This window comes from Nostoc sp. PCC 9305 (assembly GCF_963920915.1).
In the GTDB taxonomy this organism is placed as follows: Bacteria; Cyanobacteriota; Cyanobacteriia; order Cyanobacteriales; family Nostocaceae; genus Nostoc.
Genome location: NZ_CAWUDN010000077.1, coordinates 1 through 25006, shown reverse-complemented (window position 1 = coordinate 25006; position 25006 = coordinate 1). Strand labels below are relative to the sequence as shown.

Genomic DNA, 25006 nt, shown 5'->3' with positions numbered 1-25006 from the left:
GCCTTTTTAATTGGAGTACGCGACAGTAATGCAGCAAGTAAACAAAAGTGGCGGATTTAGTATCAGTGCCATATCAATCCGCCAACACATCGGCACACTCATGCTGACGTTGGCAGTAATAGTGTTAGGCGTCTTTTTTGTCGCCAAGTTACCAGTGGATTTACTACCATCAATTACCTACCCTCGCATCGGTGTGCGAATACAAGCACCTGGAATTTCTCCAGAGGTAGCAGTTGATGAAGTGACAAGACCACTGGAAGAAGCCTTTGCGGCTACCGAAGGCGTAGTACAGATTTTTTCCCAAACTCGTGAGGGACAGATAAATTTGGATCTGTACTTTCAACCAGGTGGCAATATTGACCAAGCTTTAAACGATGCCACAGCAGCTTTTAACAGAGCTAGAAACACATTACCAGATACCATCGAAGAACCACGCTTATTTAAAGTCGATCCTTCTCAGTTACCAGTTTACGAATTGGCATTAACTTCGCCTTCCTTAGAAGGCGTTGATTTGCGGGTTTTTGCCGAAGAAGAACTAGCCCGCGAACTGAGTGTTGTATCTGGAGTCGCAGGGGTAGACATATCGGGAGGAGTTCAAGAAGAAGTTAGGGTCAATATTGATTTGGATCGGTTGCAAGCTTTGGGTGTAGGTTTAACCGATGTCCTCGATGAACTCAGAGATCGTAACGTAGATATCTCTGGGGGGCGGATTTTAGGGCAGAATTCTGAACCCTTAACCCGTACCGTGGGGCGGTTCCAAAATGCCAATGAAATCAGCAATCTTTCTTTTGAAGTCGCTTCTGCTGCTTCTTCCCTAGTCACCACTCCCCAATCTCCAGGAACCAACCGCCGCGTCTATTTGCGCGACTTTGCCGAAGTTATTGATGGCTCAGAACAGCAACGGGTGTACGTCCTACTCAACGGGGAAGAAGCTGTAAAAGTCAGCGTCCAAAAGCAGCCGGATGCTAACACTATCAATGTTGTTGAGGGTGTGAAAAAACGCTTAGAAGAACTTCGTAAATCTGGTGTAATTCCCCAAGGGACAGTTCTTACACCCACCTTGGATGAGTCGCGGTTTATCCGCAATTCTATCTCCAATGTTACCAGTTCCGGGTTGATCGGCACTGGACTAGCAGCGATCGCAGTTCTCCTATTTCTCGGTTCTCTCCGTCAAACTTTCATCATCGTCCTAGCCATCCCCTTAGCAACCTTAGCTGCCATCATCTTGATGGGGCTTTTTGGCTTATCTATCAACGTTTTTAGTTTGGGTGGTCTGGCGCTGGGTGTAGGTATTGTGGTAGATAATTCCATCGTCATGTTAGAGAACATTGCCGAGGGTGCTGGAATGACTCCTGGCAAAAATAATAAAACCCGCTTGAACTCGCGGCAACTAATTTCTCAAGCAGAAAAAAGTAGCCAAGAAGTAGAATCAGCTTTAATTGCTTCTACTAGTACAAACTTGGTAGCAGTGTTGCCATTTTTACTGATCGGTGGCTTTATTGCACTACTATTCAACGAGTTAATTCTCACCATCACCTATTCGGTTGCAGCTTCAATTTTGATTGCCGTAACCGTTGTACCGATGCTTGCCTCCCGGATGTTGGCATGGAAATTTTCCAGCCGTCTGAGCGAATTTTGGCTATTGCAAAAGTTTAATAACCGCTTTGATGCTGCTACTAGAGGATACGGTAGTTTTTTAGCTGGGATATTACGCTGGCGGGTGGCTACGGTAGCGATCGCTATTATCCTTTTCGGTGGTGCTAGTTTGTGGATGGCTCCCCAAATTCCCCAAGAAATTCTCCCCCGCATCAACACCGGACAAGCCAACTTAAACGCCCAGTTTCCTCCCGGTACACCTTTAGAAACCAACCAAAAAGTCATGGTTGCGGTAGATGATATTATCCGCAAGCAGCCAGAAACAGAATATGTTTTCTCTACAGTTGGTGGTTCCCTCTTTGGCAACACTACCAATGCTAATGCCCTACGAGCTTCCAGCAATATTACCCTGAAAACTGGTACTAACGTGCAAGCTTATGTAGAACGAGTTACCAAAGAGTTGAACAAGCTAAATTTAGCAGGAATTCGTCTGCGCCTTGCCCCCGGTCAAGTGCGGGGTTTGATTCTCAGCAATTCTCCTGTCCGTGGTGCTGATGTTGACGTAATAATTCAGGGAAATAACGTAAATAATTTAGAAGAAGCTGGTCGTCAGGTACTGACAGCTTTAGAAGAACAAGCCACCTTAGCGAGATTTCGTCCCGATGCAGACGATCGCCAACCAGAAATTCGGATTCTTCCTGACTGGGAGCGGGTTTCAGCTTTAGGGTTAACTACTACACAGATTGGAGAGACAATTCAGACTGCTCTTGAAGGTAGCGTACCAACTCAGCTGCAACGCGGCAACCGTTTAGTTGATGTCCGGGTAAAGTTGAATGAAAAATCACTGCAAGCAGCTTCTCAATTAGAGAGATTGCCTTTGTTCGTCGAGAACAATCGCCAAGTCCGTTTGAGCGATGTTGCTAAAATTGCTGAAGCTCAAGCTCCTGGAGAAGTTCAGCGAATTAACCAACGCCAGGTTTTATTAATTGCTGGCAATTTGACTGAGGGAGCAAGCCTCAGTCGTGCCCTAGAACAGGTAAATACGGTACTAGATAGTATAGATTTACCTGAAGGAATTACCATCTTGCCCAGTTCGGCAGCTGAATCTAATCAGCAACTGCAAAGCTCACTGCAACTATTAGGTGGATTAGCAGCCTTTCTAGTCTTTGTGGTGATGGCGGTGCAATACAATTCCCTCATTGACCCGCTAGTAATTATGTTTACAATTCCCTTGGCATTAGCTGGAGGGATTTTCGGACTTTACATTACCAAAACTGCCATTGGCGCAACAGTGATTGTCGGTGCAGTTTTGCTAGTGGGTATTGTAGTCAACAACGCCATTATCATGGTGGAATTGGCGAATCAAATTCTCGAACGGGAAGAAGTTGACCGGAAAACTGCGATTTTGAAAGCTGCACCTCAACGCCTACGACCAGTGTTAATGACAACTATTACCACCGTTTTAGGTATGTTTCCCCTAGCGTTAGGAATTGGAGAAGGTTCAGAATTTCTGCAACCATTAGGCGTGGTGGTGTTTTCGGGCTTATCTTTGGCAACAGTGCTAACGCTGTTTATCATCCCTTGTTTTTATATTCTGCTGCACGATTTGCTAGGCGGAAGTTGGGCGAAGCCAGTTTTAATCAGGTTGCGTGGATTGAGGAAAAAACTTATCAACTAATCAGCATTTAAGCTGCAATAGCGCAATACCGATTTTGCTAGCGATCGCGCTTACTGTTTGTTTCTGGAATGGTTATAAATAGACAATCGGTTGCCATAGTCTCTAAACCTTATAACCATTTCAGATATCCACTTAAATATCATCCCTGTTCTAACCAAGCCAGCCCATTCCCGAATGCTAAAAACAAAGTTTTCCAAAGTTTATGACGCTCAGGGTCAACAAAACGATAGTCTTGGCTGAGTAAATGAATAAAAACTAATATCTCACTACAAGGCATTCTTTCTTGTTTGTGCTTTTTGTGCTTGAAAGCTTATGCTAATCCGCTCCGCCACAATCACTGACGTACCCGCAGTTTTACCAATGGTTGCCAAAATTTGTGCTTTGCATGAGTCTTGGGATTCCGCCAAGTATGGTTTTCTACCGCATCCAGAACAGCGTTATGAGCAATGGTTGACGCGTTTGGCAAATAGCGATGGCTTCTCTACGAGACGCGACGCGAACGCCGACGCTTCCAGCGTACGCAGTGTATTTCTAGTATCCGAAAATGAAGGGCAAATTGTAGGGTTTCTGGTGGCAACAGTTGAGCGAGAAATACCAATTTATCGGTTACAGGAATTTGCTTTTATTCATGATATCTGGGTCGAGCCGGAATATCGTCAAAACGGAATTGCGCGGCAGATGGTGATGCTAAGTGTTGAACGCTTTCACCAGATGGGTGTCAAGCAAATTCGTCTAGATACAGCAATTGCTAACGAGGCTTCACGGCGGTTATTTGCATCTTGTGGTTTTCGATTCAGCATTATTGAAATGCTAAAAGAGTTATGAATTAGGAGTTAGGAGTTAGAAGTTTTAAATTTTTAACTCCTAACTCCTAACTCCTCACTCCTCACTTTTGTAAGTGTTAGCTAGCTAACAGAGTTTTTTCTAGAGAAGTCCAACGGAAAGAGCGATCGCCACCCCTCTCAATGACTACTTTTACTCGTGGTTCTAGTTGAGGCAAATTCGTCAAATACTCAAGTTCTTGATTTGAAAGAATATGCCCTTCAATAATCCACAAGACCAGCCCCTTAGACTTTGGTGGTAGCTGTTCTAGATGAGAATTGAGAATTGGGGGTAAATAGTACACATGACCCACTGCGGCACCGCTACCAGTGCTTTTTTTACCAAGATGAGGAGGTCTGACTCCATGAATTCTTGTGAGATACGCAGCTACATCACCCAGTCCTTTAGCAGTAATGTGAAGGGTAGTATAGCCAGCTGCCCGTAGTCGGCGCTGATATCGACCTTCATAACCCCCTTCCAGAGGTACATACACTCCAAGAGCGCCAAATTTTTCCAGATCGCGGATTAAACCGTTGCCAGTGGTAATTAGTGCCATAGATTTTCGTCTTATCCCACTTAGATATCTCTATTATTTACCCTGAACCGATAGATTAAAAGCATTTTTTTGAGTATTGGGCATTGGGGATGAATTATTCTCCTCTGCTCCTCTACTCCCCTGCTCCCCTGCTCCCCCACTCCCCCACTCCCTAAAAATAGCTCTATAAAATACTGGACAAACATAAATAAATAATTTATATTATTAGATTGTGACCAAAAACGCAAATTAGGTTGACTTTTTACTATCATTCTGAGGTAGTGTTAGCATCAATAACTGACGACTTAATCCAAATTGGATTATCTAACTCAGAGCGATCGTAGACTGGTAAACTAAGAAAGCTTTCAGGTCAACATTAGAGCTTATGGAAGAATAACCAAAGTTAATCCTAAGCTCCAAGGTACGTTTACTCCTGTGCCTCAAAAAAAAGCAGGCAAAAACTTAAACAATAGTTTAAGGTGTTTAAGGAAGTAAAACTGAGCAGCAATGTTGGTTTCATGGCATTACGTCAGTCTCAGTTAACGGATACTGGGCGGTAATAACCGCTTAAGTCCAACTGCAACACGGCAGTAGCCAATCTCCGGGAAGCCGCCCTTCGGGCGTGTAAAAATCGGAAAACCCGCCGACAGCGCTGCCTCCAGAAAGTGCCAGAGCAATTGCTTGGACGAAAGCATTGCTGCACACAGCCTAAAGCTGTAGCGCCTTGCATTGATTCCAGAAGTTACTCCTTCCCATCGGGAAGAGACTTGTGGCTGTTCTGGTGATCTAATGAGTGAAGCTAAACAGATTCACCAAGCAGTAAGGACACGGTTTGTTGTGTCCGAAAGCATTTGGAGCGGTTTATTAAAACCATTCCAAATTTCGCAGGCTAACCCAGCCTAAACTGATGCGTACAAAGCGTGTCCTCTAAAGTCCAATTCCAAGGTCAGCAAGTAGAAAGGAGAACCAGTTACTGTGTCTGTAGGTATTCTCGGCACCAAGCTGGGCATGACTCAAATATTTGACGAAGCAGGAGTATCTATTCCTGTAACTGTCATTCAAGCAGGGCCATGCACCGTTACACAAGTTAAAACGAAAGAAACCGACGGTTACTTTGCCATTCAAGTTGGTTATGGCGAAGTCAAACCCAAGGCACTAAACAGACCATTATTGGGTCATTTGGCGAAATCATCTGCCCCAGCATTGCGTCACTTAAATGAATATCACACCGATAGCTCTAGTGATTATGCTTTAGGTCAAGAGATTAAAGCAGATATTTTTAGCGCTGGTCAAATTGTCGATGTCGTTGGTACAAGCATCGGTCGCGGCTTTGCGGGAAACCAGAAGCGCAACAACTTTGGTCGCGGGCCAATGTCACACGGTTCCAAAAACCACAGAGCACCCGGTTCTATTGGTGCTGGTACAACACCAGGTCGTGTCTATCCAGGTAAGCGGATGGCAGGTCGTTTGGGTGGAAAACGTATTACAATCCGCAAACTGACCATAGTGCGAGTCGATCCAGAACGCAACTTATTGCTGATTAAGGGAGCTATTCCTGGGAAACCAGGCGCTCTAGTAAGTGTTGTGCCTGCAAAAACAGTGGGATAGTCAAAAGTCATTAGTCAGTAGTCAGTAGTCATTGGCTAAGGACAAAAGACAAATGACAAATGACAAATGACAAAGGACAGATAACAAAGATGGTTGAAAGCGTAGTTAAAAATTGGCAAGGAGAACAGGTCGGCGAGACGACCTTCGAGTTGCGCGTTGCCAAAGAAGGAACAGCATCTCATATTGTGCACCGCGCCTTAGTACGGCAATTGACCAATGCTCGTCAAGGAAATGCCAGCACAAAAACTCGTGCTGAAGTCAGAGGTGGCGGCCGTAAACCTTGGCGGCAAAAAGGTACTGGTCGCGCTCGTGCAGGGTCTATTCGTTCACCATTGTGGCGTGGTGGTGGTGTGATCTTCGGGCCAAAGCCTAGAGACTTCGACCTGAAATTGAACCGCAAAGAGCGACGTTTAGCACTGCGGACAGCATTTGTCGGTCGTATTGATGACTTGATCGTAGTAGAAGAATTTAGCACCGAGCTATCTCGCCCGAAGACTAAAGAATTAGTGGCAGCACTTGCCCGTTGGGGAATAGTACCAGAAAGCAAGGCACTGTTAATTTTGTCTGAAATTGCGGATACAGATAACGTTTATTTATCAGCCCGCAACATTGAAAATTTAAAACTAATTGCAGCCGACCAGCTAAATGTTTTTGATTTACTGCACGCTGACAAAATTGTAGTTACGGCATCAGCCCTAGAAAAAATTCAGGAGGTCTACAGTGCCTAGCTTTGACCCCCGCGACCTTGCCGACTTAGTACGTCGCCCAATCGTCACCGAGAAAGCGACCATCTTGATGGAGCAAAACAAGTACACCTTTGAAGTAATTCCAAAGGCATCAAAGCCAGAAATCAAGGCTGCGATTGAAGATTTGTTTCAGGTCAAGGTTGTAAAAGTCAACACCATCCTACCACCGCGTAAAAAGCGGCGCGTTGGTAAATTTATTGGTTATAAACCCCAGTATAAGCGAGCAATTGTCACCGTCGCACCTGGGGATGAAGACAAGATTAGACAAGTTCTATTCCCAGAAGTCTAAAAAAGTTGTGAGTTAGGAGTTAAGAGTTACTGAACTCAACATTCAACACTCAGCAACGCCAGTTACTGCAACGGGGGAAACCTCCGCAACGTACTGGCTCCTCAGCACTTAGCACTCAGCACTTAAAAATATGGGTACCCGTTCTTATCGCCCTTATACCCCTAGCACTCGCCAAGTTACAATTTCTGACTTTGCGGAAATTACCAGAACCGAGCCAGAAAAATCCTTAACAACCTCGAAGCATCGTGCCAAAGGTCGGAATAATCACGGGCGGATTACTAGTCGTCGCCGGGGTGGCGGACACAAACAACTTTATCGGATCATCGATTTTAAAAGGGATAAACATAATATTCCTGCCAAAGTCGCAGCGATTGAATACGATCCTAACCGCAATGCCAGAATTGCCCTTTTGTATTACCAAGATGGCGAAAAACGGTACATACTTCACCCCAACGGATTGAAAGTTGGAACAATAATTGTTTCTGGGCCTGATTCTCCCTTTGAAGATGGTAATGCCTTACCGCTCTGGAAGATTCCCTTAGGTACTAGTGTTCACAACGTAGAATTCACTCCTGGTAAAGGTGGTCAAATTGTCCGTGCTGCTGGTGCTAGCGCCCAAGTCGTGGCAAAAGAAGGTAATTATGTAACTCTCAAGTTGCCTTCAGGAGAAGTCCGCTTGATTCGACGCGAGTGCTACGCCACCATTGGGCAAGTAGGCAACACCGATGCGAGAAACCTGAGTGCAGGTAAAGCCGGACGAAATCGCTGGAAAGGTCGCCGTCCTAAGGTTAGAGGTAGCGTCATGAACCCAGTGGATCACCCACATGGTGGTGGTGAAGGTAGAGCGCCTATCGGTAGATCGGGGCCTGTTACACCTTGGGGTAAACCCACATTGGGTGCGAAGACACGCAATCGCAAGAAACTTAGCAGCAAGTTGATTGTGCGTCGTCGTCGTAAGTCTTCTAAACGCGGTCGCGGTGGTCGTGAATCTTAAAGAGTTATAAGTTATGAGTTATGAGTTATGAGTTGAATCTAACTTATTAACTCCTCACTCCTAACTCCTCACTCCTAATTCCTAAATCCTAAATCCAAAATTGAACTATGGGTCGTTCTCTAAAAAAAGGTCCTTTCGTTGCGGATCATCTCCTAAAGAAAATTGAAAAGCTCAACGACAATAACAGAAAAGAAGTTATTAAAACTTGGTCACGAGCTTCGACAATTTTGCCTCTGATGGTAGGTCATACTATAGCTGTTCACAACGGACGCCAACACGTTCCCGTTTTTGTCAATGAACAGATGGTAGGACATAAGTTGGGTGAATTTGCCCCGACACGAACCTACAGGGGTCATGGAAAAAGCGACAAAAAAGCAGGTAGGTAGTTATTAGTTATTACGTCATTAGTCATTAGCTAAAGACAAGTGACAAATGACAAATGACAAATGACAAAATTGGAGAAAATTATGGCTACTAATACTACTGAAGTAAAAGCGATCGCTCGTTTTATCCGCATCTCGGCCTATAAAGTGCGTCGGGTACTCGATCAAATCCGGGGGCGATCTTACCGAGAAGCGTTAATCATCCTGGAATTCATGCCCTATCGCGCCACTGAACCCATATTGAAGGTTCTCAGAAGCGCTGCTGCCAATGCCGAACACAACGCTGGGTTAGATCGGACTCAACTAGTGATTACTCAGGCTTATGCCGATCAAGGGCCGCCGTTGAAGCGGTTCCAACCAAGAGCGCAAGGTCGAGCTTACCAAATTCGCAAGCCGACGTGTCATATTACTGTGGCTGTTGCAGCCGCCCCAGAAAAATAAGCACGTTTACACGAATAAATTGCGTAAAGTAAGAAATTTTAGAGGAAGCATTCGTGGGACAGAAGATTCATCCAGTTGGTTTTCGCCTGGGTATTACACATGAACATCAATCCCGTTGGTTTGCTGTTCCAGATCGTTATCCAGAACTTCTACAAGAAGATTACAAACTTCGTCAATACATAGAACAAAAGCTCGGTAGACAGGCTCAAAACAACGCCGGAATTTCCGAAGTGCGGATTGAGCGCAAAGCCGACCAAATTGACTTAGAAGTACGCACAGCTAGACCTGGTGTTGTAGTAGGTCGCGGTGGACAAGGTATTGAATCCTTACGTACCGGACTCCAAGGATTGTTGGGTAGTAATCGTCAAATTCGGATTAACGTAGTTGAAGTTCAACGAGTTGATGCTGATGCCTACCTAATTGCTGAATACATTGCTCAACAATTGGAACGTCGGGTTTCCTTTCGGCGGGTAGTGAGACAGTCAATTCAACGCGCCCAACGCGCTGGTGTTCAAGGTATTAAAATCCAAGTTAGCGGTCGCCTCAACGGTGCGGAAATTGCCCGGACAGAGTGGACTCGTGAAGGTAGAGTACCTTTACATACCTTACGGGCTGACATTGACTACTCTTATTGCACAGCAAAAACTGTTTACGGCATTTTGGGTATCAAAGTATGGGTGTTTAAGGGAGAAATTATTCCTGGACAGGAACCAGAACCGCTACCACCAGCAAGCCGCGATCGCGAACGTGACCCACGCGATCGCGACCGAGAACCCCGTCGCCGTCAACAACAACGTCGTCGCCAGCAGTTTGAAGACCGCTCAAATGAAGGATAAATCGTCATTAGTCATTAGTCATTAGTCATTAGTAAATGGCAGATGACAAATGACAAAGGACAAATGACAAATGACAAGTAACAAACCATGTTAAGCCCTAGAAGAACTAAATTCCGCAAACAACAGCGGGGACGGATGGAAGGACTAGCCACCCGTGGTAGTACCCTCAACTTCGGTGATTTTGCACTCCAAGCACAAGAACCTGCTTGGATTACCTCGCGTCAAATCGAGGCTTCCCGTCGGGCAATGACTCGTTATATTCGTCGGGGTGGACAAATCTGGATTCGGATTTTCCCTGATAAACCTGTAACCATGCGTCCTGCTGAAACCCGGATGGGTTCCGGTAAAGGTAATCCAGAGTTTTGGGTAGCTGTAGTCAAGCCAGGACGAATTTTGTTTGAAATCGGTGGAGTTTCTGAAGAAATCGCTCGTGAAGCGATGCGTTTGGCTTCATTTAAACTGCCCATCAAAACTAAGTTTATTGTGCGCTCTCAACCACAGGAGCAGGAGTAGCTTATGCCTCTTCCCAAGATTTCAGAAGCTAGAGAATTAAGCGACGAGAAGCTCTCTGATGAAATTGTCGCGATTAAAAGACAACTATTTCAGTTGCGCTTGCAAAAAGCCACCAGACAACTAGAAAAGCCCCATCAGTTCCGACAATTGCGCCACCGCCTAGCCCAACTGCTGACGCTAGAAACAGAACGCAAACGGGCAGCAAGTCAATCGGCTAAAGAAGCAAAGTAGGAGATTATGGCAGTTAAAGAACGAGTTGGCTTGGTAGTGAGCGATAAAATGCAAAAAACTGTGGTAGTCGCCATAGAAAACCGCGCTCCTCACCCCAAGTACGGCAAGATTGTGGTTAACACCCAACGATATAAAGTTCACGACGAAGAAAATCAGTGTAAAGTAGGCGATCGCGTTCGCATTCAGGAAACTAGACCCCTGAGTAAAACCAAGCGCTGGAAAGTCACAGAAGTCCTGAACGTCAAGCCTACTTAAACCTCATCGTTGTTAGTTTCTAACAACATTACAAGGGAGAATAATTGTGATTCAACCCCAGACTTACCTTAATGTCGCAGATAATAGCGGCGCCCGCAAACTAATGTGCATCCGCATCTTAGGCGGAGGCAACCGCCGTTATGGTTTTATCGGTGATAAAATTATCGCCGTTGTCAAAGATGCTACACCAAACATGGCTGTAAAAAAGTCTGATGTTGTGGAAGCAGTAATTGTTCGGACTCGGAAAGCTGTAAGTCGTGACAGCGGCATGAGTATTCGCTTTGATGATAACGCTGCTGTAATCATCAACAAAGATGGTAATCCCAGAGGCACACGGGTTTTTGGCCCAGTTGCACGGGAACTGCGCGATAAAAACTTTACTAAAATTGTTTCTCTGGCTCCGGAGGTGCTTTAATGGCAACCAAACAGGGTACGCCCAAAGTATTCCACAAAATGCACGTCAAAACTGGCGACACTGTACAAGTGATTGCTGGTAAAGACAAAGGAAAAGTTGGCGAAATTACTCAGGCACTTCCCCAACTGAGTAAAGTTATCGTCAAAGGTGTCAACATTAAAACCAAGCACGTTAAACCCCAGCAAGAAGGGGAATCAGGGCGAATTATTACCCAAGAATTCCCGATTCATAGCTCCAACGTAATGCTTTATTCCACCAAGCAAAACGTTGCCAGTCGTGTTGGTTACACCTTTACCTCAGAAGGCAAAAAGGTCAGAAAACTCAAGAAAACCGGCGAAATTCTCGATAAATAAGAATTAGTCAACTTGAGATTTTAGATTTTAAATTTAATCAAAAATCTAAAATCAAAAATTAAAGCTTCCCTGACCAAGCCCAGGGATATCAGGACAAAAAACTATGCCGACAACAAGACTCAAAACCTTATATCAAGAAACAATCGTCCCCAAACTGATTAATCAGTTTCAATATACCAACGTTCATCAAGTACCGAAGTTGGTAAAGGTTACGATTAACCGAGGTTTGGGTGAAGCAGCTCAAAATGCGAAGTCTCTAGAGGCATCCATCAACGAAATTGCCCTGGTAACAGGTCAAAAACCAGTGGTGACACGGGCGAAAAAGGCGATCGCTGGCTTTAAGATTCGTCAAGGGATGCCCGTGGGGATCATGGTGACACTCAGAGCCGAACGGATGTATGCCTTTTTCGATCGGTTAGTTAGCCTGTCATTACCCAGAATTCGAGATTTTCGCGGCGTTAGCCCTAAAAGCTTTGACGGACGCGGTAACTACACTTTGGGTGTGAGAGAACAGCTAATTTTTCCAGAAGTCGAATACGACAGCATCGATCAAGTGCGTGGGATGGATATTTCCATCATCACCACAGCAAAAAACGACGAAGAGGGACGCGCCTTACTTAAAGAATTAGGAATGCCCTTTCGCGATCAATAAGTTCATCTATAGAGGGAACGATGGCGGCTAACGACACAATTGCAGATATGCTGACGCGCATCCGCAATGCCAACCTGGCGCGGCATCAAACTACACAAGTGCCAGCTACAAAATTGACCCGCAGCATTGCCAAAGTGCTACGGGAGGAAGGCTTTATTGCTGAAATCGAAGAAGCAGAAGAAGGGGTAAAACGCAATCTGGTGATTTCCCTGAAATACAAGGGAAAAAACCGTCAGCCTTTGATCACCGCCTTAAAGCGGGTAAGTAAGCCTGGCTTGCGTGTTTATTCAAATCGAAAAGAATTACCAAGGGTACTAGGCGGCATTGGCATTGCCATTATTTCTACATCCAGTGGCATTATGACTGACCGCGAAGCGCGGCGTCAGAACTTGGGTGGCGAAGTACTTTGTTACGTTTGGTAGTCATTGGTCATTAGTCATTTGTCATTAGTGAAAGACAAAGGACAAAGGACAAATAACAAAGGACAAAAAGTCATGTCACGTATTGGTAAACGTCCAATTACTATTCCCGCCAAAGTTCAAGTGGCGATCGATGGTACAAATATTGTGGTGAAAGGCCCGAAGGGGGAACTTTCTCGCACTCTCAGAGATAATGTCTCACTCTCTCAAGAGGGGGAAATATTACACGTAAATCGTCGGGATGAAACTCGGACATCGAAGCAATTGCACGGCTTGAGCCGCACTTTAGTTGCCAACATGGTCGAGGGAGTTTCCCAAGGTTTTCAGCGCCGTTTGGAAATTCAAGGCGTTGGTTACAGGGCACAACTTCAAGGGCGTAACCTAGTTTTAAATATGGGTTACAGCCATCAAGTGCAAATTGAACCACCAGATGGAATTCAATTTGCCGTAGAAGGTACCACTAACGTCATTGTTAGCGGCTATGACAAAGAAATCGTCGGTAACACAGCCGCCAAAATTCGTGCCGTTCGTCCACCAGAACCTTACAAAGGTAAAGGCATTCGCTATGCCGGTGAAGTGGTCAGACGGAAAGCTGGTAAGACTGGTAAGGGTGGTAAGAAGTAGAAATGAAACTTACTCGTAGAGAATCAAAAAATCGTCGTCATCGACGCGTTCGTGGCAAAGTGATTGGCTCCCCAGAACGTCCGCGTTTAGCGGTATTCCGTTCTAACGAGCATATTTATGCCCAGCTGATTGATGATACTCAGCATCAAACAATCGTGGCTGCATCGACCGTAGAACCAGAGTTGAAATCTAGTTTAGCGTCATGTGCAAACCGCGATGCATCAGTGCAAGTTGGTAAGTTGATCGCAGTGCGATCGCTAGAAAAAGGCATTACCAAAGTAGTCTTCGATCGCGGTGGTAACTTATATCATGGTCGTGTCAAAGCACTAGCTGATGCAGCACGCGAAGCTGGTTTAGATTTCTAAAGTCATTGGTCATTAGTCATTAGTTATTGGACAAATGACAAAGGACAAATGACAAATGACAACTGACCCTTCGGGTGACGCTCCTGCGTCGCTACCGCTTCGCTAACGCCAGTTACTCATGGGGGAGACCCCCAAGACCGCACTGGCTCACAAATGACGTTCACCAGAGCATAAATAAATTATGGCAACAGAGCGTAAAAGTAGAACAAAGCGTGCCAAAAAAGAAGAAACCACTTGGCAAGAGCGGGTTATCCAAATCCGCCGCGTAAGTAAAGTGGTCAAAGGTGGTAAAAAACTCAGCTTCCGAGCGATCGTTGTCGTTGGTAACGAACGCGGTCAGGTTGGAGTTGGAGTAGGCAAAGCTTCAGATGTAATTGGCGCCGTCAAAAAAGGCGTAGCCGACGGCAAAAAACACCTCATTGATATCCCAATCACCAAATCCAACTCCATCCCCCATCCTATTGATGGTGTCGGTGGCGGTGCAAAAGTGATTATGCGTCCAGCCGCACCTGGTACTGGGGTAATTGCGGGTGGTGCTGTGCGAACTGTGTTGGAATTAGCAGGAGTTCGTAACGTTTTAGCCAAGCAACTAGGCTCCAACAATCCGCTCAATAATGCTAGAGCCGCAGTTAATGCCTTATCTACACTGCGTACCCTTGCTGAAGTCGCCGAAGATCGCGGTATTCCTATTCAAAATCTCTACATCTAATTTAGTCATTAGTCATTGGTCATGAGTCATTAGTGAATAACAAAGGACAAATGACAAATGACAAACGACGAATGACAAACGACAAATGAGAACTTGATAAATTATGAGACTCCATGATGTTAAGCCACAAAAAGGCTCAAAGAAACGCAAGAAGCGTGTAGCTAGAGGTATTTCTGCCGGACAAGGCGCTAGTGCTGGTTTAGGTATGCGGGGTCAAAAATCTCGTTCTGGTAGTGGTACCCGACCAGGTTTTGAAGGTGGTCAACAGCCATTGTACCGCCGCTTACCTAAGCTGAAGGGTTTTCCGATTATTAATCAGAGGATTTACACTACGATTAATGTAGAGAAGCTAGCCTCCCTTCCCGCGAATACGGAAGTAACTTTGACCTCCTTGAAAGCCGCAGGTATCCTGACTGCTGTCAAGGGGCCACTGAAAGTTTTAGGTAACGGGGAATTGAGCATTCCGCTCAAGGTACAAGCGGCAGCTTTCACAGGTTCAGCGCGTAGCAAAATTGAGGCAGCTGGTGGTAGTTGTGAAGTCTTATGAGTGAGCCGGAACAGCGCACTTAAATGCAAGCCAACTCGCTGCCAGTGCTTGGTTCACTATAAAGGTAGCACTCTATGATCAGTCGAGATAAAGCCCCAACGGCTCAAGAAACTTTTATGCAGATGGCGCAGGCAGCTGGCCTCAGAGGTAGGCTGCTTGTCACCGTCGGTATTTTAATTTTGGTTCGCCTGGGTATTTTCTTACCCGTCCCAGGCATTGATAGACCGAGATTTGCCGAAGCCATATCGGGCAGTAATTCCATATTTGGCTTATTGGATATATTTTCCGGGCGAGGACTTTCGACTTTGGGAGTCTTTGCTTTAGGAATTTTGCCCTTCATTAATGCGTCTATTATCATCCAATTACTCACGGCGGCGATTCCAACTTTAGAAAATTTACAGAAAAATGAAGGGGAAGCCGGTCGCCGAAAAATATCGCAAATTACCCGCTATGTCACTGTAGGTTGGGCAATCCTTCAAAGTACAGCTTTTTCGGCATTATTCCTCCAGCAATTCGCCTTAAAGCCAGGGCCTATATTTGTCGCTGAAACTGCGATCGCTCTGACTGCTGGTTCGATGTTCGTCATGTGGGCATCAGAACTAATTACAGAACGGGGGATTGGGAACGGAGCATCATTGTTGATTTTTGTCAACATTGTTGCATCATTACCAAAAGCTTTAGGCGATACCATCGACTTGGTACAAGTCGGCGGTCGAGAAGCAGTGGGTCGGGTGATCGTGCTGGTCTTAGTTTTCCTCGCAACAATTGTTGGTATTGTGATTGTGCAGGAAGGGATGCGCCGCATCCCAATTATTTCGGCTCGTCGCCAAGTAGGTCGGCGAGTTTTGGCAGAGCAGCGTAGTTATCTGCCACTGCGGCTAAATCAAGGCGGCGTGATGCCAATTATTTTTGCTGCTGCCATCCTCAGTTTGCCACTGCTGATCGCCAATTTTACTAAAAATGCCGATTTGGCGAATATAGTTAACACTTATTTGAGTCCAAGCGGTTCTAGCTCCTGGGTCTATGCCTTGGTCTACATGGTTTCCATTGTTTTCTTCAGCTACTTCTATTCTTCGTTGATTCTCAACCCGGTAGATGTGGCGCAGAACTTGAAGAAAATGGGTTCTAGTATTCCTGGAATTCGTCCCGGCAAGGCAACTAGCGAGTATATCGAACGCGTGTCAAACCGACTAACTTTTTTAGGTGCGATCTTTTTGGGCTTCGTTGCTATTATCCCCACTGCCGTAGAAAGCGCTTTGAATGTGAAAACTTTCCGGGGAATAGGTGCTACCTCGTTGTTAATTTTAGTGGGTGTGGCAATTGAGACAGCCAAACAAGTCCAAACCTATGTTATCTCTCAGCGCTATGAAGGAATGGTGAAATAATAGTGACGCGATTAATCTTCTTGGGGCCACCTGGAGCGGGTAAAGGAACACAAGCTCAAACTTTGGCTGAACACTTGAATATTCCCCATATTTCTACTGGTGAAATCTTAAGACAAGCCATGAAAGAGCAGACTCCTTTAGGAATTAAAGCTCAAAGCTATGTTGATAGCGGTGAGTTAGTACCCGACCAGCTAGTGCAGGACTTGGTACAGGAGCGCCTTGATCGACCAGATGCCAAAAATGGTTGGATTCTAGATGGATTTCCCCGAAAAGTTACCCAAGCAGCTTTTCTGGAGAAGTTATTGGAAGCAATACATCAAGGTGGCGAAAGGGTAGTTAATTTAGATGCACCAGATGAAATTGTCATCGCACGTTTGCTAGCTAGAGGGCGAAAAGATGATACCGAAGAGGTGATTCGTCGTCGTTTAGAAGTGTACCGTGCTGAAACTGCACCTTTAATTGATTATTACGGCGATCGCAAAAAACTCCTAACAGTCAATGGCAATCAGTCCCAAGAGGATGTCACTGGTGAACTACAAAAGGTAATCGCTTCCTGAAAAGAAGGGGAATAGAGAGTATATAATCCCCTATTCCCCAACCACACTCCCAAGAAAAAGATCAATTTTAGCTAAGATATATTAATAAACTGTTGATATATTTCTTAAAATGTGTTTTTTTTGCAGATGAAGCGCTGCAACTGAACACGAAATTGTTGAGTTGAGGAAAAAACAAATTGTCTAAGCAAGATTTGATTGAAATGGAAGGCACGGTTACAGAGTCCTTGCCCAATGCGATGTTTCGCGTTGACTTGGATAATGGCTTTAACGTGCTAGCACACATTTCCGGCAAGATTCGCCGAAATTATATCAAGATTTTGCCCGGCGATCGCGTCAAGGTGGAGTTAACACCCTACGACTTGACCAAAGGCAGAATTACTTATCGACTACGAAAGAAGTAAGTATATGTAGAGAATTTTACCATAAAACCATTTTTTTGACTGTTTACTAGTCATTTAACTGGATTAATTTCCCTATAAATGCTATAATTTTATATTTGGAGTCAAAAAATAAAAGGCCATGAAAGTTAGAGCCTCAGTCAAGAAAATTTGTGAAAAGTGTAACGTGATCAAACGTCGTGGTCGCGTTATGGTGATCTGCGTGAACCCGAAACACAAGCAACGTCAAGGATAAAACTCTTACCAACAGAGTGAGTTGTAACACGCATATCATCATTAAAACGAAAAGACGCGATTAGTCACGTTTTTCCAACCAACAGTAATTGCGAGAACAATAGGGAGAGTTCATTGTGGCACGTATTGCCGGAGTAGACCTTCCACGCGATAAGCGCGTCGAGATCGGTCTAACTTACATCTACGGAATTGGTTTATCACGCTCTCAAGAAATTATAGCGGCTACTGGTGTGAACCCAGACACCCGCGTTAAAGACTTAAGTGATGCCGATGTAACAGCCCTACGAGGGGAAATAGAAAGCAACTATCAAGTTGAAGGCGACTTGCGGCGCTTGGAGTCTTTGAACATCAAGCGCTTAGTTGACATTGGTACCTACAGGGGTCGTCGTCATCGCATGGGATTACCAGTCAGAGGCCAAAGAACTCGCACCAATGCCAGAACCCGTCGAGGCAGAAGGCAGACAGTGGCTGGGAAGAAGAAGGCTCCAGGGAAATAATTTTGCAACGCTTGCTAATCCGAGCAAGTTTTACCTTAAATCAACTAAACAAGTATGGCGAGACAACCAACTAAAAAATCCGGGAGCAAGAAGCAGAAACGGAATGTGCCTAGTGGGATGGCCTACATCCAATCTACTTTCAACAATAGCATTGTCACCATTACCGATCAAAATGGAGATGTCATCTCCTGGGCCAGTGCTGGTTCTAGCGGTTTTAAGGGAGCAAAAAAGGGAACTCCCTTTGCAGCGCAAACCGCTGCTGAAAGTGCAGCCCGTCGAGCTATCGATCAAGGAATGCGCCAAATTGAGGTAATGGTCAGTGGGCCAGGAGCAGGTAGAGAAACCGCTATCCGGGCACTTCAAGGAGCAGGACTGGAAATTACTCTGATTCGGGATATTACCCCGATTCCTCACAATGGTTGTCGTCCGCCCAAGCGCCGTCGAGTTTAAACACCAAGACTTGGGTATTGAGGACGAAAAGTTACAGCCAGCAATGACCGCTTGAGCGTCTAACGTGCAAACTGTTATTGAGTCAAAGCTTGGGCAACCAGAAGTGCGTCAGATTTTCCCACCGGGAAAGCTGTTAAACTTCCGGCTACCCAAAATATTATTAATCAATTTTGGATTTTAGATTTGCGATTTTAGATTGAACCCGATTATAAGGGTGCTGGGCCTCGTGGATTTTAAGTTGATGATTTAAGATTTGTTGCGCCAATCAGAGGCGGAGCATGAACGAAAGAAGCACAATCCAAAATCCAAAGTCCAAAATCGAAAATTGGCAATCAATTCTGGAGGCAATTGATTTGTCTGCTAGCAGCACCTTAGAAAAAGGGAGGCTCATCCGTGGCGCAGTTTCAAATTGAATGTGTAGAGTCGAATACCGAAGAAAGTCGGAACCATTACAGTAAATTTGTTTTGGAACCTCTAGAACGCGGTCAAGGAACAACTGTTGGCAACGCACTGCGGCGGGTTTTACTATCTAATTTAGAAGGTACAGCAGTTACAGCAGTGCGGATTGCGGGCGTTTCACACGAGTTTGCTACAGTTCCGGGCGTGCGGGAAGATGTGCTGGAAATCCTCATGAAAATGAAGGAAGTTATCCTCAAAAACTATTCTTCGCAGCCTCAGATTGGGAGATTACTCGTTACCGGCCCAACAACAATCACTGCGGCGCATTTTGATTTGCCGAGTGAAGTAGAAGTCATCGATCCGACCCAGTATGTAGCCACCATCGCTGAAGGTGGAAAGCTGGAAATGGAATTTCGGATCGAGAAAGGCAAAGGCTATCGCACTGTAGAGCGAGGACGTGAGGAAGCCACATCGTTGGATTTTCTCCAAATCGACTCAATATTTATGCCAGTGCGAAAAGTCAACTACAGTGTTGAAGAATCTCGTGGGGAAGGCTTGATTCCAAAAGACCGACTATTGTTGGAAGTTTGGACAAATGGCAGTATTTCTCCTCAAGAAGCACTATCTTCGGCTGCTGCGATCTTGGTTGATTTATTCAACCCGTTGAAAGATATCTCCCTGGAACCAACAGACACAGGTTCAGATATTCCAGACGATCCAACTGCCCAGATACCCATCGAAGAGTTGCAACTTTCTGTGCGGGCATATAACTGTCTCAAACGGGCACAAGTTAACTCTGTGGCAGATTTGTTGGATTATACCCAAGAAGACCTCTTAGAAATTAAGAACTTTGGGCAGAAGTCAGCAGAAGAAGTCGTGGAAGCTTTGCAGCGACGCTTGGGCATCACACTGCCAATGGAAAGAGGCTCTAAACACCCTTAAGAAAAACCTTCATAATTCATAGTGCATAATTATGCGTCACCGTTGTCGCGTCAAAAAACTCAGTAAACCAGCCGATCAACGCCGTGCTTTACTGCGATCGCTCGCCACCGAGCTGATCCGTCATGGTAAGATCACCACCACTTTAATTAGAGCGAAAGTTCTAAGAAGTGAAGTGGAAAAAATGATTACCCTAGCCAAAAATGGCTCCTTGTCAGCACGTCGGGAAGCCCTTGGCTATATCTTCGACAAACAACTGGTTCACGCTCTATTTGAGCAAGCTCCAACTCGATATGGCGATCGCCAGGGCGGTTATACCCGCATCCTGCGTACCGTACCGCGTCGGGGTGATAATGCAAAAATGGCAATAATTGAATTGGTTTAAGTCATTTAGTCAAGAGTCATTAGTCATTAGTCATTGGTCATTTGTAAATAACAAAGGACAAGTGACAAAGGACAAATGACAAAAGACAAAGGACAAAATCTGTATGTTAGAAAGCCACCAGCCTACACAAACTCATCGAGTAGCCTTGGTAATCCAATACCTGGGCACTCATTTTCATGGCTGGCAACGGCAAAAACAACACCGGACAGTTCAAGAAGAGATTGAAATTGCGATCGCTACTATTCTTGGGTATCATGTAACACTACATGGTGCTGGGCGAACCGATTCTGGAGTTCACGCTGCTGCTCAAGTAGCCCATTTTGAAGCTACAGGTTTTATTCCGCCTCACAAGTGGGCAACAATCCTCAACAGCTACCTGCCGCCAGATATATTAATCAGGGCTTCAGCTAGTGTCGATAACCGTTGGCACGCTCGCTTTAGTGCAGCCTATCGACGGTATCGCTACACAATATATACTGAAGATCGGCTTAACTTGTTTGTAAGACCCTTCAGTTGGCATTATTATTATGCACCCCTGGATGAATCTTTAATCCAAGCTGCCTTGAAACCTCTCTTGGGAAAGCATCACTTAGCTGCTTTTCACCGTGCAGGCTCAAAGCGATCGCATTCCTGGGTAGAGGTGCAAGCAGCAGAGTGTCGTCGCAGTGGGCCATTTATCCATATTGAAATACAGGCAGATGGATTTTTGTATGGCATGGTACGGCTGTTGGTAGGGATGCTGGTAGAAGTAGGTTCTGGACAACGAACACTTTCTAGCTTCACCGAACTCTGGAAAGAAGAACGCCGGGAAGAAGTGAAATATGCCGCACCGCCTCAAGGCTTGTGTTTGTTGCGAGTCGGCTATCCCGATTTTCCCTTTCCTAAAGAGATTTGGTACGACACCTTGCCAAAGTTCGTCACTAGTCAAGAGTCATTAGTCATTGGTTCTTAGTAACTACAAATGACAAAAGACAAATGACTAATGACAAATTACCCTCCGGGTTCGCCAGTTGCTCATGGGGGAAACCCCCAAGACCGCACTGGCTCAAAAATGACAAAGGACAAATGACAAATGACAACAGTTAAAACATACCTTCCTTCTCAAGCAACCCTTGAGCGTGAGTGGTACATAGTAGATGCCACCGATAAACGCCTCGGTCGCCTCGCCAGCGAAATCGCTCAGGTATTGAGAGGCAAAAAGAAACCCGAATATACACCTCATTTAGATACAGGTGATTTCGTAATCGTCATCAATGCCGAGAAAGTAGCAGTTACAGGCAAAAAGCGGACTCAAAAGCTTTACCGCCGCCATTCTGGTCGTCCCGGTGGGATGAAAACCGAAACTTTCGCTAAACTACAAGACCGCATACCAGAGCGGATTTTAGAACAAGCTGTCAAAGGTATGCTACCTAAAAATAGCCTGGGTAAGCAGTTGTTCACCAAGCTGAAAGTCTACGCTGGGCCTACGCATCCCCATGATGCTCAAAAACCTAAAGAACTAAAAGTTAATACAATTCCTGGAGAAGAAAATTAATGGTAGTAGCAGATGCCAATAGCGGTCGCGCCGTATACTGGGGTACTGGCCGTCGTAAGAACGCAGTAGCACGGGTACGCTTGGTTCCAGGAACCGGCCAACTGACTGTGAACGGTAAAGATGGAAACTTGTATTTCCAATTCAACCCCAACTATCTGGGAGTGATTAAAGCGCCCCTGGAAACTCTGGGACTAGAAAACGAATATGACATTTTGGTGAAAGCAGAAGGCGGCGGCTTGACCGGACAGGCTGATTCTGTTCGTTTGGGAGTTGCTCGTGCTTTGTGCCAACTCGACCCAGACAACCGCCCACCTCTGAAAACTGAAGGTTATTTGACTCGCGATCCGAGAGCAAAAGAGCGGAAGAAATATGGTTTACATAAAGCTCGGAAAGCGCCTCAGTACTCTAAGCGTTAGGGAATTGGGCACTGGTGAAGAAGGTGATAGGTTACAGGGGACAGGTGATAGTTTTCTGTTACCTGTAACCTGTTCCCTTCTCCCTTCTCCTAGCTGCAATTGAACGCTGAAAGTTATAATTTATATAGATTCATCACAAAAAGAACAATGGCTAAAGCTGATATTCACCCCAAGTGGTATCCAGACGCTAAAGTTTACTGCAACGGTCAAGTTGTTATGACCATTGGCTCTACCAAGCCAGAATTGCACGTAGATGTTTGGTCTGGAAATCACCCCTTTTACACAGGCACTCAGAAGATTATTGACACTGAAGGTCGAGTAGAACGCTTCCTCCGTAAGTACGGTATGAGCAGCACTCAAACATCTGGCGACGAACAAGACAAAAAGTAGCGAGTTGGCTCTGCTGTTAACGACGGCCCTGCATCAGCTGGGTCGATTTTCATTTATATGCTCGAGCCAATTTGTTATTTTTTTAAGGAGCGATCGCAATCGTCATGGCTGAATCATACTTACTGGACAAACTAAAATCCGTTGAACAAACCTTTAATGAATTAACCCGTCGTCTTGGCGACCCCGATACCGCTAGCAATCCTGATGAGTATCAAGAAATTGCTAAGTCTCGTTCTTCTTTGGAAGAGGTCGTTGATACATACGAAATTTGGAAAACAACCCAAGAAGACTTGATTGGAGCGCGTCAGGTTTATAAAGAATCTGCAAGTGACCCAGAGTTGCAAGAAATGGCATCACTGGAAGTAAAAGAACTTGAAGAAAAAATAGAACATTTAGAGTCTCGCTTGAAAGTCTTGCTGCTACCACGCGACCCCAATGATGAAAAGAATATCATGTTGGAAATTCGTGCTGGTACTGGTGGCGATGAAGCAAGTATTTGGGCTGGCGATTTGATGCAGATGTACACCCGCTATGCCCAGACTCAAGGTTGGAAAGTTTCTCTAGTGAGCGAATCTCGTGGAGAAATGGGTGGCTGGAAAGAGGTCATTCTAGAAATTAAAGGTAATGACGTTTACAGCCAGTTAAAATTTGAAGCTGGAGTGCATCGTGTGCAGCGCGTGCCGGCAACTGAATCTGGGGGACGGGTTCATACTTCCACAGCCACCGTTGCGATTATGCCAGAGGTGGATGATGTGGAAATTCACATTGACCCGAAAGATATTGAAATGACTACAGCCCGTTCTGGTGGTGCTGGTGGACAAAACGTCAACAAGGTGGAAACAGCCGTTGACTTGATGCACAAACCAACGGGAATACGCATTTTCTGTACAGAAGAACGCAGCCAGTTGCAAAACAAAGAACGGGCGATGCAAATTCTGCGGGCGAAGTTGTATGACATCAAGTTAGGCGAACAACAAGCAGAAGTAACTTCCATGCGGCGATCGCAAGTTGGTACTGGATCGCGATCGGAAAAAATTCGCACCTATAATTATAAAGATAACCGCGCTACCGATCATCGGTTAGGTCAGAATTATTCCCTTACCCCTGTTTTGGATGGTGATTTAGAGACACTTATCCAGTCTTGTATATCTCTAGACCAACAAGAACGTCTCGCAGAGTTAGCGACTTCTGCCGCTAACTAATTTTTGCTGTTAAATAACCTGTAAAACCACTTGTTGTTCTGTTGCTTTTAACACATACAGGTGGTTTTCTAATATCGCGTGGAGTATATCTTCTATTTCACTGGGATAATGGTAATAAGAAAATTCGTACTTCATAACGTAATTTAACTTTGCCCATTCCTTCAGCGTTTGACAGGTATAAATTAGCTTTTCCGTTTCTTCTTGCCAACGCGCAAAAATCCGGTAGCTAAAAAAGCTGCTGCATATATTGCCTTTTGCATCCCAGTAGGAAATACACACTTGATGCTTCAGAAGGTGGATTTTTTTGATTTGCTTAACATCGTAGCCTTTAACTTTTAAAGCTTCTTTGGTTTCTGTGTCAGAAATGTTCCACAGTTCTGGTTTAATTTTATTAGTGGCTATAAGGTTTTTACCTTTGCGGCGATATTGATTAATTTTGCGTGGCTTGCGAAACATGATGCACCTTCGATATTATTTCTTCGCAGCAAAGTCTAGCTATTAGCACAAGCGCCGTAGCAAACTAAGTTTTTTGGGTTGGTTAAAGATAGATGGGTTATTCTACTAGCTTGATGCCTGTAGTTGCCGATTTACAACCAGAGATATAGTTTAGTACTAAAACACAAGGCTGTCAATATAAAAGTAAACTTGTAATATTGAAAGTAGACTTGTAAATACAGTTGGCTAGCTATATAAGCAGTGAAGATCGAAAGCAAACAAAAACTGATTGAAATCATTAAACTAGCTCGCGGTTCAATGAGTCAGCGAGCCTTTGGTAAGCTTTTGGGAGTATCTGCTACTGCTGTTCAGATGTGGGAAAAAGGTGTGAAGGTTCCAGATACAGAAAATTTGGCTCGAATCGCATCGAAAGCAGGCTACACAATGGAAGAGTTAATCAGCTGCATAGATGGCAAGCCAATTCCAGAAACCTCAGATTTGAGTCTGATTCTTAGACAAATCCAGCACATGCCTTTGGCCCAAGTGGCTCAAATCGTCCAAGCTGCGGCAGAGAGATTGGCAGCTGTAGCTGAAGCATCCGGGGATGAAGCAAAAGCAAGTTGAATATTAAAATAATTCGTAATTCGTAATTCGTAATTCGTAATTAAGTTTTTTAAGGGCGATTTAGGGGACTTCCAAATAAAACAATATCTCAAAACTACAGCATTTGCGGCTGTTATGAGGTACAATAGCAGCAACTAGCAAACCAGTTTC

37 protein-coding genes are annotated in these 25006 nt (G+C 45.0%); 35 read left to right on the top strand and 2 right to left on the bottom strand.

The features are described from left to right. Window positions 1-28 precede the first annotated feature (28 nt). Window positions 29-3274: an efflux RND transporter permease subunit gene (locus tag ACM0OX_RS24690; protein ID WP_414517560.1), complete on the top strand. Its 3246-nt coding sequence runs from the start codon at window positions 29-31 to the stop codon at window positions 3272-3274. A gap of 312 nt (window positions 3275-3586) precedes the next feature. Continuing rightward, window positions 3587-4099: an N-acetyltransferase family protein gene (locus ACM0OX_RS24685; RefSeq protein ID WP_414517559.1), complete on the top strand. Its 513-nt coding sequence runs from the start codon at window positions 3587-3589 to the stop codon at window positions 4097-4099. Window positions 4100-4175: 76 nt separating this feature from the next. Here ACM0OX_RS24685 and ACM0OX_RS24680 read toward each other — a convergent pair whose 3' ends face one another. Further along, on the bottom strand, window positions 4176-4652 hold the full coding sequence (locus ACM0OX_RS24680; protein WP_414517558.1) for an NAD(P)H-quinone oxidoreductase subunit N: 477 nt from the start codon (window positions 4650-4652) through the stop codon (window positions 4176-4178). Window positions 4653-5606: 954 nt separating this feature from the next. On the opposite strand from ACM0OX_RS24680, the gene rplC reads away from it, so the two are divergent. The 32 genes from rplC (at window position 5607) to prfA (ending at window position 23797) form a co-directional block, all read left to right on the top strand. Beyond that, entirely contained in the window at window positions 5607-6239 is a 633-nt protein-coding gene (rplC, locus tag ACM0OX_RS24675) for a 50S ribosomal protein L3 (RefSeq protein WP_094349087.1), read from the top strand. A gap of 89 nt (window positions 6240-6328) precedes the next feature. Then, window positions 6329-6967 (top strand): 50S ribosomal protein L4, encoded by a 639-nt coding sequence (gene rplD, locus ACM0OX_RS24670; RefSeq protein WP_289800116.1) that lies wholly within the window; start codon window positions 6329-6331, stop codon window positions 6965-6967. Continuing rightward, window positions 6960-7274, top strand: a complete 315-nt coding sequence (locus ACM0OX_RS24665; protein WP_094349089.1) for a 50S ribosomal protein L23 — start codon at window positions 6960-6962, stop codon at window positions 7272-7274. Before rplD ends, ACM0OX_RS24665 begins: the two co-directional genes overlap by 8 nt. 130 nt (window positions 7275-7404) lie before the next feature. Beyond that, window positions 7405-8268: a 50S ribosomal protein L2 gene (rplB, locus tag ACM0OX_RS24660; RefSeq protein WP_094349090.1), complete on the top strand. Its 864-nt coding sequence runs from the start codon at window positions 7405-7407 to the stop codon at window positions 8266-8268. Window positions 8269-8375: 107 nt separating this feature from the next. Beyond that, complete coding sequence (gene rpsS, locus ACM0OX_RS24655; RefSeq protein WP_012410721.1) at window positions 8376-8654, top strand: 30S ribosomal protein S19; 279 nt, start codon at window positions 8376-8378, stop codon at window positions 8652-8654. Window positions 8655-8735: 81 nt separating this feature from the next. After that, window positions 8736-9092: a 50S ribosomal protein L22 gene (gene rplV, locus ACM0OX_RS24650; protein WP_069070777.1), complete on the top strand. Its 357-nt coding sequence runs from the start codon at window positions 8736-8738 to the stop codon at window positions 9090-9092. 53 nt (window positions 9093-9145) lie between these two features. Next, complete coding sequence (gene rpsC, locus ACM0OX_RS24645) at window positions 9146-9928, top strand: 30S ribosomal protein S3 (protein ID WP_334835599.1); 783 nt, start codon at window positions 9146-9148, stop codon at window positions 9926-9928. An 87-nt stretch (window positions 9929-10015) separates the two neighbouring features. Beyond that, window positions 10016-10441 carry a 50S ribosomal protein L16 gene (gene rplP / locus ACM0OX_RS24640; RefSeq protein WP_012410718.1) on the top strand — a complete coding sequence of 142 codons (426 nt, stop codon included), beginning with the start codon at window positions 10016-10018 and terminating at the stop codon, window positions 10439-10441. Window positions 10442-10444: 3 nt separating this feature from the next. Continuing rightward, window positions 10445-10672 carry a 50S ribosomal protein L29 gene (gene rpmC, locus ACM0OX_RS24635; protein ID WP_289799262.1) on the top strand — a complete coding sequence of 76 codons (228 nt, stop codon included), beginning with the start codon at window positions 10445-10447 and terminating at the stop codon, window positions 10670-10672. 6 nt (window positions 10673-10678) lie between these two features. Next, window positions 10679-10927, top strand: a complete 249-nt coding sequence (gene rpsQ / locus ACM0OX_RS24630; RefSeq protein WP_292751403.1) for a 30S ribosomal protein S17 — start codon at window positions 10679-10681, stop codon at window positions 10925-10927. A 46-nt stretch (window positions 10928-10973) separates the two neighbouring features. Then, the gene (gene rplN / locus ACM0OX_RS24625) at window positions 10974-11342 is read left to right on the top strand and encodes a 50S ribosomal protein L14 (protein WP_069070772.1); all 369 of its coding nucleotides are present in this window, start codon (window positions 10974-10976) and stop codon (window positions 11340-11342) included. Beyond that, window positions 11342-11695 (top strand): 50S ribosomal protein L24, encoded by a 354-nt coding sequence (rplX, locus tag ACM0OX_RS24620; RefSeq protein WP_069070771.1) that lies wholly within the window; start codon window positions 11342-11344, stop codon window positions 11693-11695. The genes rplN and rplX overlap by 1 nt, the downstream gene beginning before the upstream one ends. A 103-nt stretch (window positions 11696-11798) precedes the next feature. Continuing rightward, entirely contained in the window at window positions 11799-12347 is a 549-nt protein-coding gene (gene rplE, locus ACM0OX_RS24615) for a 50S ribosomal protein L5 (protein ID WP_094349095.1), read from the top strand. A 20-nt stretch (window positions 12348-12367) separates the two neighbouring features. Beyond that, window positions 12368-12769 (top strand): 30S ribosomal protein S8, encoded by a 402-nt coding sequence (gene rpsH, locus ACM0OX_RS24610; protein ID WP_094349096.1) that lies wholly within the window; start codon window positions 12368-12370, stop codon window positions 12767-12769. Between the two features lie 72 nt (window positions 12770-12841). Next, entirely contained in the window at window positions 12842-13390 is a 549-nt protein-coding gene (gene rplF / locus ACM0OX_RS24605) for a 50S ribosomal protein L6 (RefSeq protein ID WP_163927942.1), read from the top strand. A gap of 2 nt (window positions 13391-13392) precedes the next feature. Further along, the gene (gene rplR / locus ACM0OX_RS24600) at window positions 13393-13755 is read left to right on the top strand and encodes a 50S ribosomal protein L18 (RefSeq protein WP_094349098.1); all 363 of its coding nucleotides are present in this window, start codon (window positions 13393-13395) and stop codon (window positions 13753-13755) included. 181 nt (window positions 13756-13936) lie between these two features. Next, the gene (rpsE, locus tag ACM0OX_RS24595; protein WP_190891248.1) at window positions 13937-14464 is read left to right on the top strand and encodes a 30S ribosomal protein S5; all 528 of its coding nucleotides are present in this window, start codon (window positions 13937-13939) and stop codon (window positions 14462-14464) included. A 103-nt stretch (window positions 14465-14567) separates the two neighbouring features. Beyond that, window positions 14568-15011 carry a 50S ribosomal protein L15 gene (rplO, locus tag ACM0OX_RS24590; protein ID WP_414517557.1) on the top strand — a complete coding sequence of 148 codons (444 nt, stop codon included), beginning with the start codon at window positions 14568-14570 and terminating at the stop codon, window positions 15009-15011. Window positions 15012-15085: 74 nt separating this feature from the next. Beyond that, window positions 15086-16396, top strand: a complete 1311-nt coding sequence (gene secY, locus ACM0OX_RS24585) for a preprotein translocase subunit SecY (RefSeq protein WP_292751389.1) — start codon at window positions 15086-15088, stop codon at window positions 16394-16396. A gap of 2 nt (window positions 16397-16398) precedes the next feature. Beyond that, complete coding sequence (locus ACM0OX_RS24580) at window positions 16399-16953, top strand: adenylate kinase (RefSeq protein WP_414517556.1); 555 nt, start codon at window positions 16399-16401, stop codon at window positions 16951-16953. 176 nt (window positions 16954-17129) lie between these two features. Beyond that, a complete protein-coding gene (infA, locus tag ACM0OX_RS24575) occupies window positions 17130-17354 on the top strand; it encodes a translation initiation factor IF-1 (protein WP_006276978.1) in 225 nt (74 codons plus the stop codon). A 118-nt stretch (window positions 17355-17472) separates the two neighbouring features. Next, the gene (gene rpmJ / locus ACM0OX_RS24570; RefSeq protein WP_015129703.1) at window positions 17473-17586 is read left to right on the top strand and encodes a 50S ribosomal protein L36; all 114 of its coding nucleotides are present in this window, start codon (window positions 17473-17475) and stop codon (window positions 17584-17586) included. 115 nt (window positions 17587-17701) lie between these two features. Continuing rightward, entirely contained in the window at window positions 17702-18082 is a 381-nt protein-coding gene (rpsM, locus tag ACM0OX_RS24565) for a 30S ribosomal protein S13 (RefSeq protein WP_069070762.1), read from the top strand. A 54-nt stretch (window positions 18083-18136) separates the two neighbouring features. Next, on the top strand, window positions 18137-18532 hold the full coding sequence (rpsK, locus tag ACM0OX_RS24560; RefSeq protein ID WP_012410703.1) for a 30S ribosomal protein S11: 396 nt from the start codon (window positions 18137-18139) through the stop codon (window positions 18530-18532). A 278-nt stretch (window positions 18533-18810) separates the two neighbouring features. Beyond that, a complete protein-coding gene (locus ACM0OX_RS24555; RefSeq protein WP_292725304.1) occupies window positions 18811-18945 on the top strand; it encodes a hypothetical protein in 135 nt (44 codons plus the stop codon). Further along, complete coding sequence (locus ACM0OX_RS24550) at window positions 18926-19873, top strand: DNA-directed RNA polymerase subunit alpha (protein WP_118167590.1); 948 nt, start codon at window positions 18926-18928, stop codon at window positions 19871-19873. Before ACM0OX_RS24555 ends, ACM0OX_RS24550 begins: the two co-directional genes overlap by 20 nt. A 31-nt stretch (window positions 19874-19904) precedes the next feature. Next, window positions 19905-20255, top strand: coding sequence for a 50S ribosomal protein L17 (gene rplQ / locus ACM0OX_RS24545; protein ID WP_094349105.1), 351 nt, complete (start codon window positions 19905-19907; stop codon window positions 20253-20255). A gap of 103 nt (window positions 20256-20358) precedes the next feature. Further along, window positions 20359-21207, top strand: coding sequence for a tRNA pseudouridine(38-40) synthase TruA (gene truA / locus ACM0OX_RS24540; protein WP_335157356.1), 849 nt, complete (start codon window positions 20359-20361; stop codon window positions 21205-21207). A 120-nt stretch (window positions 21208-21327) separates the two neighbouring features. Then, the gene (rplM, locus tag ACM0OX_RS24535; protein WP_114081992.1) at window positions 21328-21789 is read left to right on the top strand and encodes a 50S ribosomal protein L13; all 462 of its coding nucleotides are present in this window, start codon (window positions 21328-21330) and stop codon (window positions 21787-21789) included. After that, complete coding sequence (gene rpsI, locus ACM0OX_RS24530; RefSeq protein ID WP_012410698.1) at window positions 21789-22205, top strand: 30S ribosomal protein S9; 417 nt, start codon at window positions 21789-21791, stop codon at window positions 22203-22205. The genes rplM and rpsI overlap by 1 nt, the downstream gene beginning before the upstream one ends. A gap of 147 nt (window positions 22206-22352) precedes the next feature. Next, window positions 22353-22595 (top strand): 50S ribosomal protein L31, encoded by a 243-nt coding sequence (gene rpmE, locus ACM0OX_RS24525; RefSeq protein WP_069070756.1) that lies wholly within the window; start codon window positions 22353-22355, stop codon window positions 22593-22595. Window positions 22596-22699: 104 nt separating this feature from the next. After that, window positions 22700-23797 (top strand): peptide chain release factor 1, encoded by a 1098-nt coding sequence (prfA, locus tag ACM0OX_RS24520; RefSeq protein ID WP_414517555.1) that lies wholly within the window; start codon window positions 22700-22702, stop codon window positions 23795-23797. A gap of 9 nt (window positions 23798-23806) precedes the next feature. Here the strand turns inward: prfA and ACM0OX_RS24515 are convergent, their stop codons facing one another. Continuing rightward, on the bottom strand, window positions 23807-24253 hold the full coding sequence (locus ACM0OX_RS24515; protein WP_414517554.1) for a hypothetical protein: 447 nt from the start codon (window positions 24251-24253) through the stop codon (window positions 23807-23809). Between the two features lie 240 nt (window positions 24254-24493). Here ACM0OX_RS24515 and ACM0OX_RS24510 point away from each other — a divergent pair, with 240 nt between their 5' ends. Next, complete coding sequence (locus ACM0OX_RS24510) at window positions 24494-24856, top strand: helix-turn-helix domain-containing protein (protein ID WP_094328443.1); 363 nt, start codon at window positions 24494-24496, stop codon at window positions 24854-24856. Window positions 24857-25006 lie beyond the last annotated feature (150 nt).